At 41.2% G+C, this 15,051-nt stretch carries 10 protein-coding genes; 6 read left to right on the top strand and 4 right to left on the bottom strand.

Annotation, left to right across the window (positions count from 1 at the left end):
* Positions 1 to 66 precede the first annotated feature (66 nt).
* Genes H9Y05_RS00050 through H9Y05_RS00040 form a run of 3 tightly spaced genes read right to left on the bottom strand, consistent with a single transcriptional unit; the run spans position 67 to position 3,702 of the window.
* Entirely contained in the window at positions 67 to 855 is a 789-nt protein-coding gene (locus H9Y05_RS00050) for a DUF4249 domain-containing protein (protein WP_216713154.1), read from the bottom strand.
* Between the two features lie 8 nt (positions 856 to 863).
* Positions 864 to 3,185 carry a TonB-dependent receptor gene (locus tag H9Y05_RS00045; RefSeq protein WP_216713153.1) on the bottom strand — a complete coding sequence of 774 codons (2,322 nt, stop codon included), beginning with the start codon at positions 3,183 to 3,185 and terminating at the stop codon, positions 864 to 866.
* A 34-nt stretch (positions 3,186 to 3,219) separates the two neighbouring features.
* Positions 3,220 to 3,702 (bottom strand): RNA methyltransferase, encoded by a 483-nt coding sequence (locus H9Y05_RS00040; RefSeq protein ID WP_163492532.1) that lies wholly within the window; start codon positions 3,700 to 3,702, stop codon positions 3,220 to 3,222.
* Positions 3,703 to 3,924: 222 nt separating this feature from the next.
* On the opposite strand from H9Y05_RS00040, the gene sppA reads away from it, so the two are divergent.
* The 3 genes from sppA to H9Y05_RS00025 all read left to right on the top strand — a co-directional run bounded on the left by sppA (position 3,925) and on the right by H9Y05_RS00025 (position 8,594).
* Positions 3,925 to 5,724 (top strand): signal peptide peptidase SppA, encoded by a 1,800-nt coding sequence (sppA, locus tag H9Y05_RS00035; protein ID WP_216713152.1) that lies wholly within the window; start codon positions 3,925 to 3,927, stop codon positions 5,722 to 5,724.
* A 123-nt stretch (positions 5,725 to 5,847) separates the two neighbouring features.
* Positions 5,848 to 7,245 carry a hypothetical protein gene (locus tag H9Y05_RS00030; RefSeq protein ID WP_216713151.1) on the top strand — a complete coding sequence of 466 codons (1,398 nt, stop codon included), beginning with the start codon at positions 5,848 to 5,850 and terminating at the stop codon, positions 7,243 to 7,245.
* The gene (locus tag H9Y05_RS00025) at positions 7,242 to 8,594 is read left to right on the top strand and encodes a lipopolysaccharide biosynthesis protein (protein WP_216713150.1); all 1,353 of its coding nucleotides are present in this window, start codon (positions 7,242 to 7,244) and stop codon (positions 8,592 to 8,594) included. Before H9Y05_RS00030 ends, H9Y05_RS00025 begins: the two co-directional genes overlap by 4 nt.
* Here the strand turns inward: H9Y05_RS00025 and menD are convergent.
* A complete protein-coding gene (menD, locus tag H9Y05_RS00020) occupies positions 8,587 to 10,245 on the bottom strand; it encodes a 2-succinyl-5-enolpyruvyl-6-hydroxy-3-cyclohexene-1-carboxylic-acid synthase (RefSeq protein ID WP_163492528.1) in 1,659 nt (552 codons plus the stop codon). The genes H9Y05_RS00025 and menD overlap by 8 nt on opposite strands.
* Before the next feature lie 346 nt (positions 10,246 to 10,591).
* Here menD and H9Y05_RS00015 point away from each other — a divergent pair, with 346 nt between their 5' ends.
* From H9Y05_RS00015 to H9Y05_RS00005, 3 genes are read left to right on the top strand one after another with little or no spacing between them, the layout of a single operon-like run.
* Positions 10,592 to 12,100: an ankyrin repeat domain-containing protein gene (locus tag H9Y05_RS00015; RefSeq protein ID WP_163492527.1), complete on the top strand. Its 1,509-nt coding sequence runs from the start codon at positions 10,592 to 10,594 to the stop codon at positions 12,098 to 12,100.
* 7 nt (positions 12,101 to 12,107) lie between these two features.
* Entirely contained in the window at positions 12,108 to 12,602 is a 495-nt protein-coding gene (locus H9Y05_RS00010) for a DUF2271 domain-containing protein (RefSeq protein WP_163492526.1), read from the top strand.
* A gap of 12 nt (positions 12,603 to 12,614) precedes the next feature.
* On the top strand, positions 12,615 to 14,795 hold the full coding sequence (locus H9Y05_RS00005; RefSeq protein WP_163492525.1) for a PepSY domain-containing protein: 2,181 nt from the start codon (positions 12,615 to 12,617) through the stop codon (positions 14,793 to 14,795).
* The last annotated feature ends 256 nt before the right edge of the window (positions 14,796 to 15,051 follow it).

Raw genomic sequence — 15,051 nt, 5'->3', positions numbered from 1 at the left:
AGACATACCAAAAAGAAAACGGGGTTAAAAAAATTAACCCCGTTTTTTTATGTCCTTACGACGGTTTTATTCTACAATAATCACTTCTTCTGTCGAATAACTATAAGCAGAAAAATATCCCAGCGCATTGTTACTCCAGAAATAATCCGGATTTCCTGCGGCGGCTGTAAAACTGGAAGTATTGGAGGATAGCTGACTATAATAATCATATACCCGCTGATTGATACTTTGTAGCTCCAGAAGGATGGTGTCTCCTGCCTGAAACGCTTCGATTAACGGTCGTTCAATGAGATTCCCATCTGTGTAAGCATCACTTCCTGTGCTGAACTCTCCGAATTTATCATATCGTTCTCCTCCGTATGTGGTAATCAGTTTATAACAATTTCCGACTCCTGAATAATCCTGGAATCGATATGTGATCCAGTATCCTGCATCGGAAAACAGACTCTCTTCCTGGTAGACATACGTAGACGGAAGAAATTGCAGTGTCGGCATTAGTTTCGAGTCGGCACTGTAATCAACTCCTTCGTGCGTTACTTTGATTGTATAGGTTGCTCCACTGGTCGGGATGTAATTTGCCAATTCATAGTAGCCGTCGGCGGACAATGGAACAATTGTTTCCGTACCGTTGTTTTCCCGGATGGTAATTACTGCATCGTTGACAGGATTTGTTGTGTAATTGTCAAAATAACTTCCGGTTTTACTTACTTTAACCATGACAATACTATCATTGGCGACGTAATTTGCCTCAATGACTAATTTGGGATTGGAGTCGTTCAGGTCGACATCGATCTCTTTTTCGCAGGAAAGTAAAGCGAAAACCAACAAGAGTGAAAAGATACTGTATGTTTTCATGGCGTCAGTTATTTAATATTAAAGTTGTATGTAATGGAAGGGACAATCCGGAATAAGGATGTCTGAATTGCTTTTGTTTTCCCGGGATTGTCCTGGTCTTCTTCAAAGCGGATAGTATATGCATTTTCCCGTGCGTACACATTGTAAATCGAAATATTCAGGTTGTGTTCGAACTTCGGACGTTCTTTGAAATAGACTGTCATTCCCAGGTCCAGACGATGGTAATTGGGCATTCGGTAACCATTTCTTTCAGTGTAATAAGGCACAATTGTTCCGTTTACCTCATATTTTCCGGAAGGGAACGTCACTGCGTCTCCGGTGTAATAGATAAAGTTGGATGACAATGCGATCTTTTTACTCACGCGGTACATCGCAACGATCGCAATGTCGTGAATTCTGTCCTGGCGTGCAGAAAATTCTTTTCCTCCGTTGATGGCGTCAAATTGTCTCAGTGAGCGCGCCAGTGTATAGCTGATCCATCCGGTAAATTTTCCTTTTCGTTTCTCAAACTGGATCTCCAGCCCGTATGTTCTTCCTTTTCCATAGACCAATCCTCCTTCGATTTCCTCATTCAGGAACAGGTTGGCTCCGTTTCGGTAGTCGATCTGGTTGGAGAGGTGCTTGTAATAGATCTCCGTAGTCAGTGCATAGGTATTGTCGACAAAATTTCGGTAGTATCCCAATGCGATCTGATCTGCGATCTGAGGTTTTACATTATTGGTACTCGGAACCCAGATGTCTGTTGGACTGCTTGTTGTCGAATTGGACAATTGATGCAGGAACTGTGAGTTTCGGTTGTATGCCAGTTTAATGGAGTTTTTCTCCGATAAAATAAAGCTCATGGAGACTCTCGGTTCCAGGAAATGGTGGTACTTGATGCTTTCAAAATCCTTGTAAGCCGTTTCATTGGTTTTGACACCATTTTCGTCGTATTCGTACGCAGTTCCTTTTCCCATATAATTGAACCCGGAATAACGGATTCCATACATAATCGAAAACCAATCACCTATTTTTTGATCGTTTTGTGCATATACACCAAATTCCAGTGCGTATTGATCCGCGACTTTTAATTGATTGAAGGCGGACACCGTTGAGTTCAATTCTCCCGGTTTAAAGGTGTGGTAGATGGCATTGAAACCAAATTTCAGGGAGTTGTTCCTGTTGGCATAATAATTAAAATCCTGTTTCACATTCCAGTCCTGAATGGAGGCACTTACACCGAATTTCTCATCATCTGCACCAATATCAAAACTGTAATTGAAGTTACTGAAGATAACAGATGTATTGGAAAACAGTTTTTCATTGATGATCCTGTTCCATCGCAGTGTTCCGGTTGCATTTCCCCACCTGAAACCAAAAATATCACTGAATGACAGGTTGTCTCTACCGAAATAACCGGATAAGAAGATTCGGTCCCGGTCCGTTATTTTGTAGTTAGCTTTCAGATTGAGGTCGTAAAAATAGAGTTTGGTATTTTTCAAGTCCTGGTCTTTGGAGGCTTTGAGGAATAAATCGAGGTAGCTTCTTCTTCCGGACACAATAAACGAACCTTTGTCTTTCACGATCGGACCTTCAACCGTTAACCGGGAGGAAATAAGTCCGAGCCCCCCGGAAACACCGAATTTTTTGTTGTTTCCTTCTTTCATTTTGACATCCATAACAGAAGAAGCTCTTCCACCATATTCTGCAGGAATGCCTGATTTGTAAAGTGAGACGTCTTTGATGGCATCGGAGTTAAAAACAGAAAAGAATCCAAGCAGGTGCGAGGCATTGTATACCGGAGCTTCATCAATTAACACAAGGTTTTGGTCCGCACCTCCTCCACGTACGTAGAACCCGGCATTTCCTTCACCCGCAGCTTTAACTCCCGGTGTCAATTGAAGGGTTTTGACAATGTCTTTTTCACCGAAAATCACAGGAATTGTCTCGATGTCTTTCGGAGTAAGGGTTGTAACAGCCATCCCCGATTTGGTAATGTTGTCATTTTCCTTGGTTGCCGTGATTTCCACTTCCTGGATTTCTTTCACTGCACTCGGAACAAACAATTCGACATCCATCCGTTTGTTGGAGGTGAGTTCCACTTCAATTTCTTTGTGATCGTATCCCGGAGCTCTGACAATCAGTGTGTAGGTCCCGTTGGGAAGTGTCAACGAATAAAAGCCGTAGGCGTTTGTTTTTGCTCCCGTATTGGAAAGTTCTTTAACGATAATGAGCGCCTCAAACAGGTCTTCCCCGTTTTCTCCGTCTTTTACCGTTCCACTGATGGTTGATGACTGAGCAAGGAGATTGAGGCCGAGCAGTGTAAATAATAAGGTGATGTATTGTTTCATTGTGTTGTACTTGGGGTTAATATGATTGGTTACATTACATTTCTTTATGGTTGGGCGGGAAAATCGTCGGTACCTTGGTGGCCCTGTCGTGCATGACAATCCCACCTGTTACACCCACATTTAGTGATGAATTTCCAGGTAACCGGATCAGTATGTGGCATTTTTCCTTCACATAATCAGGTAGCCCCGAATCTTCGGCTCCCAGCAGGTAAATGGCACGTTTCGGATGCTCGAATTCATGCAGCCATTCGGCATTTTCATCCAGTTCTACACCAACCAGACGGCAATCGTAGGGGATGTTCTCCAACAGATCATCAAAGGTCGGATAATGAAAAAGAGGAATCCGGGACCAGGCCCTGACAACATCGGAAGTTTGTTTTTTATACTTATTCTCTACTGTAAAGATGTATTGAGCTCCCAAAACGTAGGCAGAGCGCCAGAGAGTCCCCAGGTTGTGATGGGTTTTTCCTCGAAAAATTCCGATGGCATAGTAGCCTGCTTCGTTTTTTGTCTTCATGTCGCAAAGATAAACACGGATTGTTATTCCAGTTGAAATAATTATTTAAACGGACAATATCAGGGGGTTAAATGTATAAATCTGTTTATGGAGTGAAAAATTGCCTACATCACCGCAAATTACCGTTTACATAAAAGAGGTAACCTTTCATGTAATAAATGAAGAATAGCGGTAATTTAGAAATACATTTGTATCTGGATATTAATACTAAAATTCGAAATTATGAAACGGAAGAGATTAACTTTTGGAAGAATATTCTGGCCGAGCTTTGTAGCAGTTCTTGTTGCATCGATTGTCGGTTCAATTGTTTTTTTCATGATATTGGGAGGAATAATCGGAAGCCTTACACCTAAATCCACTCCTGTGAAGGCGGAAGCAAATTCTGTGTTGCATGTGAAGCTGGACGGTCCGATCGGTGAAAAGACACGTTCTGAAATGGACTTCAATACTTTTACAATGAATACCTATTTGGGATTGAGTGATTTGTTGTACGGTTTTGAAAAAGCAAAAAGTGATAAGAACATCAAAGGGGTGTTTCTGGAGTTGGGAAATATTTCATGCGGATATGCGACAGCAAAAGAAATCAGAAATGCAATCAATGATTTTGAAAAAAGCGGAAAATTTGTCGTTGCCTATAACTCCGGAGAATTAGTCGGACTGGGGAAATACTATATTTCATCAGCAGCAAATGAAATTTACGGTTTCCCGACTTCTACAATGGAGTTTTTAGGATTGGGAGGAGAATTGACATTCTTCAAAAAAACATTTGATAAACTGGGAATTGACGTAGAAATCATCAGAGGGAAAAACAATGACTTCAAGAGTGCCGTAGAGCCATTTTTCCTGGAAAAAATGAGTGATTCCAGTCGTTTGCAGATGCAGACCTATATCGACAATATCTGGAAGGAAATGCGTGTCGATATTGCAACAGACAGAAAGTTGAATGAAGCAGATTTGAATCGTTATGCAGAAGAGATGTTGATCAAGCGGGTGAAAGATGCTGCAGAATACAAATTGGTGGATGCTGTGAAATACAGAGATGAAGTCATTGATATCATCAAGAAAAAAGTAAAAGTGTCGGCTGATCGGGAATTGAAGCTGGTTGAATTTGAAAAATATGCAAAATCTAAATTCAGAAACGACCAGATTTTGATGCAGGACGGAAGCCCTAACATCGCGGTGATTATTGCGACAGGAGATGTTTCGGTTGAAGGAGACGGGTTGACCTCAAAAGAGATTTGTAAGTTACTCAGAGATGCGCGGGCAAATAAAACGATTAAATCAGTTGTTTTACGTATTAACTCTCCGGGAGGAAGTGCGTTGGCAAGTGATGAGATCTGGAGAGAAGTGAAACTGACAAACGAGAAGAAAAAGGTGATCGTTTCCATGGGAGATGTCGCGGCATCAGGAGGGTATTACATTGCCACTCCTGCGACGCGTATTTTTGCCGAACCGACAACGATTACAGGTTCCATCGGGGTCTTTGGAATGATTCCTTACACCGGGGATTTTATGAAGAACACACTGGGGCTGTCGTTTGATTATGTGCAGACGAACAAACATGCGGCGTTCTCTCTGAACAGAAAACTGACCCCGGAAGAATTGAGTAATATCCAGGCGGAGGTAGATGATATTTACATGGATTTTCTGAACCGTGTAGCGGAAGGACGTGGCATGACGACGGATCAGGTAAATACGATCGCCAGAGGCCGTGTGTGGACAGGGACAGATGCACTGAGAGTCGGACTGGTAGACGAACTCGGAGGGTTGAAAGATGCGATCAACTACGCAGCGAAAACAGCCGGAGTAAAAGAAGCAAGAGTTTTGTACTACCCGTTTGTTGAAGAAGATCCGTTTGAAGCAATCCTGGAGCAATTGGAAGATTCAAAGAAAAATTCATCTGTTTACATGGCATCGGGAAAAATGCCGGTGGAATTGATGAAGCAATACGAAAAACTGGTAAAATTGGAAAGCATGTCCGGAATTCAGATGAGAATGCCGTTCGTGATCGATTTCAAGTAATCATCCGCATAGTTACAAGGGAAGGGCTGTTTCACGACAGCCCTTTTTTAGTGGGAGCACTTCCGTTTTTGCCGATTATGATTATCTTTCGCATGTCTAATCAGTTTAGACATTTCAAAACAGATGGAGGTATTCAACGCATACAACATACTTTTAAGCCCGACAAATATCTTGTCAACACTGTTGTTCCTCACAATTGTAATCGCCTGGACCTTTTTTAAATCCAGTTCATTACCGGACAAACGGGATGTTGCGCTTTTCCGCCGGAATGTAGTTTATAAATTGTTCTTTTCATTTGTATTCGGACTGTTTTACCTGTTCTTTGTGGAGCAGGGAGGGGATACGTTTTCTTACTGGACATCTTCCGGGGCGATCAAAAAATTATTGTTTCACAATTTTGATAACTTTTGGGAAGTAATGACAAACCCACCGACAACAGAGCGGTTATATGGATTGTTTAATTACAACACGGGGTATCCTTACCGCTTTATTTACCTGGAAGAAGAGTCTTTTTTTGTTGCTAAAATCCTGGCTTTTTTCCGAATAATTACGTTCGACAGTTATTTTGCCTGCACGGCGCTGTTTGCATTCATCGCAGCGAATGCAACATGGAAAATTTATACCATTACCAGCCAACTGGGGATTTTTAACCGGAGATTGCTGCCGGTCTTTGTACTTTTTCTGCCTTCTGTTGCCTTCTGGTCTTCCGGTGTTTCGAAAGATACGGTTGTTTTTGTCTCCATTTTGTTCATCATCTATTATTTGTACAAGGTATTGAAAACACCAGGTCCTTTCTTTTCGAAGTTGGCATACTGGTGGTGGCTCCTCTTTTTTACAGTTATTATTTACCACACTCGGCCGTTTATTTTGTATGCGATGTTGATTCCATTGATTTTGATGTATTCAACGAGCATCATTAATAAAATACAATCATTCGCCATTTTGAGACTGTTGATTAAGTCAGTTATCTATGTGGGGATTACCGGAGCGTTTGTATACGTGATCGCTTATTTTTCAGCGGTTGATTTGTTGAATTCCAGCAGTGCGTTATCGGATGCAATGATCGTACAGCAAGACTTTGAGCAAAATACATCCGTTTACGGAGGAGATGACGGAAAGCGGTACTCACTGGGTGAAATAGAATATACACCTGTGGGGATTTTAAAAGTAGTTCCCGCCAGTATCATTGCGGGTATTTACAGACCATTCCTTTGGGAAGCATTGCGGCCTTCACTGATTTTTAACGGGCTTGAAAGCGTTTTCTTCGTCGCATTGACAATCTGGTTTTTTGTCAATAAATTCAGGTTCCGCCTAAAAGTAATTCAGTCCAATGAAATTCTCATGTTTGCAGCCGGATTTGTATTGGTAATTGCCTTTATGGCCGGATTCACATCCATTATTTTTGGTGTACTTGTGCGTATCCGCGCCCCGCTGTTACCATTCTTAGGATTGATTTTATCCATTGATTATAAATCGTATATGTCTTTATTGATTAAAGAAAAACAGGAGAGTGAAGTATGAAGGCCAGCCAAAATATAACCAGAAGTTCTCTTTTGACACTTTTATCTCAGTTTCCTGCACATATACTCGGGATTGTCGCCGGTATTTTTATCGCTCGTATTTTGGGACCGGAAGGAAAGGGGCTTCATTCTATTTTCTACGCAGACGTTACTCTTTTTTATACAGTATTTGGTTTTTCCATCACCAATAGTATTATTTTCTTTACGGCCAATAAACGTATTTCAAAAGAACGGATCAAGACCATTGTGTCGATGTTGCTCGTACTGACGATGTTGTTGTCAGTGGTTGCTTTAATTATCTGGGTCAATTCTGATTATGTCGAATTGTTTTTACCGGACTATGAACTTTCCGTTTCCCTCCTGTTATTGTTCCTGGCAACGATCTTTATTGCCCAGGTAAACTCAGTGTTTACGGCTTATTTCCAGGGACTACGTCATTTTAAAATTGTCAATAAGATATTGATCATCAATGGTGCCTACGGAGTGTTTTTATTTACAGTCGCATACCTCCTTCATTTTTACGGTTATTATACCTTTCGACTACTGGATGTGATTGCTGTTTCTTTTCTCATATTGGTACTTAATACAGTGCATTGGTGCATTTACTATGTGAAGAACGAACGCGTTCGCTTTGATTATCACTTAAAGTGGGAACGCGATTTCGCCCCGTTTTTCCGGTTTGCAGGGATGAACCATGTGGCGAGCATCCTGGCTTTTTTCAACCACCGCATTATTTTGTGGTTCATTGCCTATTACCTGGATAACTGGCAATTGGGAATTTTTTCATTGGGAATTAGCCTCGCACAGTTGTTAAACCCGATTTCACTGGTGCTGGAATCGTTCTTAAGCGCAGACAGATCGGAAAATCAATTGCATATTTTTTCGTCTTTTTCCAGGATTCAGTTTACAGCGATCCTACTTCTCTGCATTGTTGCCGCAATGTTGAGTCCTTACCTGATTCCCTGGTTGTACGGGAATGATTTCCGGGAATCTGTTAGTATTTTATACATCATTTTAGTGGGGGTGTTGATGTCTTGTCAATCCACTATTTTTTCGAGTTTTTTTCTTGCCAATGACCGCCTGAAATACAATGTGATCGCTTCATTGACAGGAGTGGTGACAACTGTTGTTTCAGCACCCATTCTCATTCAGAAATATCAGATCATCGGTGCTGCGTATTCTCAGTTGCTGACTTATTCGACTGTATTTTTGTATCAATATATCCTGGTGCGCACAAGAACAAAAGTTGATTTTAACCTATTTATATTGACGCGTTCAGATATTCAGTACATTAAACAGCAACTCAAATTGGTAAAACAATCAAAAAGAGAAGATGCTGATCCTAACTGATCGCATTAAAATAACTATCCAGAATGAGGTGATTGTCTATTGCAGCCGTATGGATTTCCAGTAATTTCATCCCGCCGTCTTTGTCATAGGTATAAAAAGCTTCCATTGCTTCCAGCAACTCTTCTTCTGTTCCTGCTGAAAAGTAATCAACGTGAAATGCCCGGGCGATATGTGTTGCATGAAAGGGGTGTTTAGCATCAAAATATACGGTATTTTGTTTTGAATCGCGGGGACCTTTAATGATGTTAAAAATACCACCACCACCGTTATTGATCAAAATAATGCGGAGATTCGGAATCCGGTAGTTGTTCCACAATGCATTGCTGTCGTAGAAAAAAGAAACATCTCCTGTGAGTAAAACATGTAAGACGTCCTGCTTCGCAAGCGCTGCACCTACCGCTGTTGATGTTGATCCGTCAATTCCTGAAGTTCCTCTGTTGGAGAAATAAGTCATGCTGGAAATCGGGTCAAATAACTGACAATAGCGAACGATGGAACTGTTTCCCATGTGAATGTGTGCATGTTCGGGAATGCAATCCAGCATTAATTCAATTGCTTTCAGGTCTGAAAAAGGGGCGTGTTGCAAAAACGATTCCGCTTTGGTCTGCGCCACAAAATCCCGTTGCTTCCATTTTCCTCCGAAATTGCTTGTAATCAAATCTCCCCGATTGTCCAATACTGTTTTTATAAATGAAGATTCACTGACCCGGAATGAATTGGTCAATGCTTCATAGGTATTCATTTCCGGGAAATCATAACCGATTTTCCAATGCATTTCCGGTTTGTACTTTCTCAAATAGGCTTTTATCCGTTTGGACACGACAGCCCCGCCAAGGGTAATCAACACATCGGGAGCAAATTCTTTTTCCTGTTCCGCTGTCATCCCCTGCAAAGTCCGGTCAATGCAATGAATCCATTTCATGGAAACCAGATTGGATGTGTTTTCCACTAAAATTGCAAATGAAGGATCGTCCGCCAGTGTTTTCAGTAATTCCTGCAGGTACGGATTCTTCGGCATTTGTCCGATAAGAATCATTTTTTTCTCCGCAGTCAATCCCTTTTTTACAATGTCCAGATCATGTTGACTCAATCCATGTGGTACGCGTTCCCAGTTCTTTTTTTCCGGAAGTACACCATCAATTTCCATGGTGTTGTACAACGGTTCTTCCAGGGCAATATTAAAATGAACAGGTCCTTTGGAATAGCGGGAAATCGTTTCAAATGCTCCGATTACCTTTCTACGAACCTCTTCCGGGGTCATTGCCTCGTCCAACTGTTCTTCCGCTTCAATGTGGTTGGTGTAAACTCCCCGTTGAACAATTGTCTGTCCGTCTCCCTGGTTAATCCATTTTTCAGGTCTGTCCGCAGATATGACAACTAATGGAATACGTTGGTAGTAAGCCTCTGCTACTGCGGGATAATAGTTGAGTAACGCCGATCCGGAAGTACACACAATACCTACGGGTTTACCGGTTTCCTGTGCCATTCCCATTCCGATAAAAGCCGCAGAACGCTCATCGTGAATGACATAACAGTTGAATTCGGGATGTTCGTCAAACGCAATTACCAATGATGAATTGCGGGATCCGGGAGAGCAGACAACCGTTTCCATACCTGCTTCGTAACACGCAGCAACAAACGCCTGCACCATTTTTTTGTCAGAAGAAATCATGCTGCAAATCTACCTACTTTTAACAAGAAGCGTGCTATCTGTGACCTAAAATAAACGAGGATTGTTATTTTAAACAGATATGCATATACAGGTGGGATGAACTCCTGAAAAATAGCGTTGCAGGAAACATCCGGCACGTGCATCTATCTTTTGCGGATGCTGCTTTAACTTCTTTTCAATGTACCGATACCTTTTTTAGGGTATTCTCACCCCGGATTTCGATTTTTGGTATGAAATTCGTTAACCCTTCGGTAGAAATTTTGTTATTTTGCAATCAATTTAGAATGATTTTAAATTGAAAAATTTCTAATTTACAAAGATTGATATGTTTACAGTACATTTTACCCGTTTTATTGGTGTGACAACCATTTTATTGTCAACCGTTTCATTCACATTCTCACAAAAGAAAAACGATTTATTGGACAGAAATTTCTGGAAAGAAAAACCGACACTCGAAGTCGTAAAAAAGAAGATTTCAGAGGGACATGACCCGGTTGCATTTGATGCCAACCAATTTGATGCGACAACATTGGCAATTAATACGAAAGCACCAACGAATGTTATTCTGCACCTGTTGAGTATCAAGGGAAACGATCCGAACAAGATCACGCACGACGGACGGACATACATGTTTTGGGCTGCATGGCAGGGAAACCTGGAGGTGATGGAATACCTGGTGAAAAACAAAGCCAATATGAAGCACCTGGATGAAAAAGGGAACTCTATCCTGATATTTGCTGCGTTAAACGGGCAAAAAGATGCGAAAGTGATGGATTACCTGGCGAAAAACGGAGCGGATATTGAAACAGAAAAGAGTAAGGGAGGGGCGAATGCCTTATTGCTGGTGAGCCCTTTTCTGACAACAATGGAAGAAGTAAACTATTTCACGAAGAAAGGGCTGGACCTGAAAGCAACGGATGATAAAGGGTATAACCTTTTTGCATATGCGTCGAATGGTGGAAATAAGGAATTTTTGAATCAATTGATTCAAGCAGGAGTTGATCCGAAGGCCATTGCAAAAGATGGCGGAAATGCATTCATCAAAGCAACGCAGGGGTCTCGGCAGCATACAAATGATTTGAACTTTTATCACTACCTGGAAAGCCTGGGAATTAATCCGAACAATGCGACAACCGATGGGCTGAATCCGCTACATAACCTGGCCCGTGCAAAAGATGGTGCAGTGATCGATTATTTTATTGCAAAAGGAGTAGATGTAAATCAACCGAACGGTGATGGAAATACTCCGTTAATGCTGGCAGCCGCAGGGCAACAGGACCTGGAGATTTTCAATAAGTTTTTTGAAAAAGGGCAGAAATTGAACCACAAGAACAAAGAAGGACAGACGGCACTGACGTATGCTGTGATGCGTAACTCGACAAAAGTATGTTTACTTCTGATCGGAGGAGGGGCATCCGGTGCATTGAAGGACAATGACGGTAATAACCTGAGCTATTACCTGATCCGTTATTACAACAATAAGGAAGATTATGATGCAAAATTAAAAATGTTGTATACATTCGGGTTTAGTCACAATCAATTGCAGGGAAATGGAAATACATTATATCACATTGCTGTGCAGTATAAAAATACGGCTGTTATTAACGCAATTTCATCAGATAAATCAATTGCGATTAATGCACTGAATAAAGACGGACTTGCTCCGATTCACCTGGCAGCTTCATCAGATGAAGACGGTTCTTTGCTGAAATTACTCATCGAATTGGGAGCAGATAAAACAGTTGTCACCGAATTTGGAGAATCTGCTTATGACCTGGCTACTGAGAACGAATTATTGAAAGCAAACAACATAGATTTAAGTTTCTTAAAGTAAACACACCATGAAAAGAATTTTTAAAATCGGGAAACTGAGTACCATTGCACTGTTAATTTTAGTCGGATTGGCGTTTAATTCCAGTGAGGGAGATGTTAAATACAAATGTATGATCCAAATGGTGAATTATACAGGAGAGAATGCGTATGTGGTTGTGTCGCTGATGAAACCGGATGGTTCGTATGACAAAACATTGTACGTTTCCGGAAAGGATGACGAGTGGTATCATGATCTCATCAAATGGTGGGGGTATCAGAAAAAAGCGAACGATAAACTGGATGGAATTACCGGTGCTTCGATTGCCGGTGGGCAGAGAAGTATTGCATTGATTAAAGTTCCTGCATCCAAAATCGACAAAGGTTATAAATTGCGATTTGAATCAGCAGTGGAAGGGCAGACCTACCATGCAAACGATGTTGAAATGGAGATGAAAGCAGCAAACGTTAACCAGAAAATCGACGGAAAAGGCTATATTCGCTACGTCCGGTTGATTCCGGGGTAATAACTGCTCAATATGACACGTTCTATTTGGAGATTGAGCCACCTTTCTTTAGCATTGGTGGCTTCGTTGTTTTTAATTCTTGCCGCCGTCAGCGGGATTTTCCTTGCGTATGAACCCATACAAAACAGGACGCAATCAACGTTTTCATCGGATTGGAATGAAACATCACTCGCCGCATGTATTGATTCCATGCGATCAAAATACCTTGAGACAACTATCATCGAAAAAGATGTGAATGGCTTTTATGTAGCGTCAGTATTGACAGAAGACGGAGAATTTGAAACATTTCAAATCAATCCGCAAACAGGAGCCAAGTCCGGTGAGGTAGTCAAACAATCGAAGTTTTATGAATGGATGACCACCTTCCACCGTTCATTGTTTCTGGATACATTGGGACGTTTTTTTGTAGGGCTGACAGCTGTTATTCTGTTTTTTATTGCAATTTCCGGGATTACGTTGGTCATTCAGCGAACCAAGTCGCTGAGGGCATTGATTGAAAAGGTGGAGAAGTCACTGAATGTCCAGTTCTATCACATTGTTTTCGGAAGGCTGGCTTTCATTCCGATCATTTTCATTTCACTGACCGGTGGCTATTTGTTCCTGCAACGGTTTGAACTGATTAAAGAACAAAAAACAGAACCATTAACAGTTAATTTTGAAAAACCGGTTCAGCACCCGGAAAAACTCGATTTCAAACAGGTTACATTAGGTGAAATCCGAAAAATTGAGTTTCCATTCTCACCGGATGAAGAAGATTATTTCATTCTCCATACAGAAAAACAGGAACTGGCGATCCATCAATATGATCATACTGTTTTGGCGCAAGTCAACTACCCTGCAACGACCGTTTTGTCTAATCTGAGCTTAAATCTGCATACAGGAAGAACAAACGTAGTATGGGCAGGTATATTAGGGATTGCATGTCTGAGTATTTTGTACTTTATTTATTCCGGGTTCAAAATGACACTTTTGAGCAGACGTGGAAAAACGAAAAATAAATTCCGGCAACATGAGTCTGAAATTCTCCTTTTAACAGGAAGTGAAAACGGAAATACGCCCCGGTATGCGAAACTGGTGTACAATCAACTCGTAGCAAAAGGGTATAAAGTGTACCTGACGGAATTGAACAAATACAAACCATCGGATTCCATTGGTCAACTGATCATTTTTACATCTACCTATGGAACGGGAGATGCTCCGGCAAATGCCTCCCGGTTTGTCCAAAAATGGAAAGCAAACCCCTTGCAGCAGCAATTTCAGTTTTCAGTTGTTGGCTTTGGCTCGCTGGCCTATCCCGATTTTTGTCAGTTTGCTGTTACAGTTGATGAGATGCTGAAACAAGCAATAAATGCAGAGCAAGTGTTACCGCTGGTAAAAATCCACAATCAATCGTATCATTCGGTAAAAACGTGGGCTCAGGATTGGAGCCATGCGGCAGGTTATTCATTGGAACTTCCTGTGAGTATTGAAGCAAAAAAACGACCGTTAAAGCGATTTCTGCTGATTGAAAAACGGCTGGTTACACAACAGGGGGATGAAACATTTACATTGAAATTACAACCCATTGGGAATGTGAGTGCTCAATCAGGTGATTTATTGGTTGTTTATCCTCCGAAAGATCCGTACGAACGATTTTATTCAATTGGAAAGTCGGGAACGGATTTTGTAATAAGTGTCAAAAAACATGACCGGGGAATTTGTTCCAATTACCTCAGTGAATTAGAAGTAGGTATGGAACTAGATGCAGCTGTAAAACGCAATCAGATGTTTCATTACAATCCTTCCAAGCCGGCAATTCTGATTGGTAATGGTACGGGAATAGGTCCGTTTCTGGGGATGGTCACAGAAAATAAACGCGACAAAGAAATGTACTTGTATTGGGGCGGTCGTACACAAGAATCATATGCGTTGTATGAGTCCTGGTTAAACAGATTTATTGAAAGTGATGTGTTGCAGGTTAATCTTGCTTTTTCACGTGATGGAGGACAAAAAACATATGTAGGAGACCTGATTCGTCGAGACGGGAAACAAGTAGTGCATCTATTGAAAAAAGGTGCGGTTATTTACATTTGCGGTTCATTGGCGATGCAGCAAAGTGTATTGGATGAACTGGAACAATCATGCAGGAAATTTGCCGGTAAATCATTGAACTTCTTTCAGAAAAAAGGACAGGTGAAGATGGATTGTTATTGATGGAGGTGTAGCTTTATTCCGATATTCCGATATTGCGATATTGCGATATTCCGATATTCCGATATTCCGATATTCCGATATTGCGATATTGCGATATTGCGATATTCCGATATTCCGATATTACGATATTACGATATTCCGATATTCCGATATTCCGATATTCCGATATTCCGATATTCCGATATTACGATATTACGATATTACGATATTACGATATTACGATATTACGATATTACGATATTACGATATTACGATA

It is taken from the genome of Taishania pollutisoli, from assembly GCF_014518315.1.
Taxonomy (GTDB): Bacteria; Bacteroidota; Bacteroidia; order Flavobacteriales_D; family Crocinitomicaceae; genus Taishania; species Taishania pollutisoli.
Note: the sequence above shows the minus strand (reverse complement) of the source record. Positions and strands in the feature narration are given on the sequence as shown.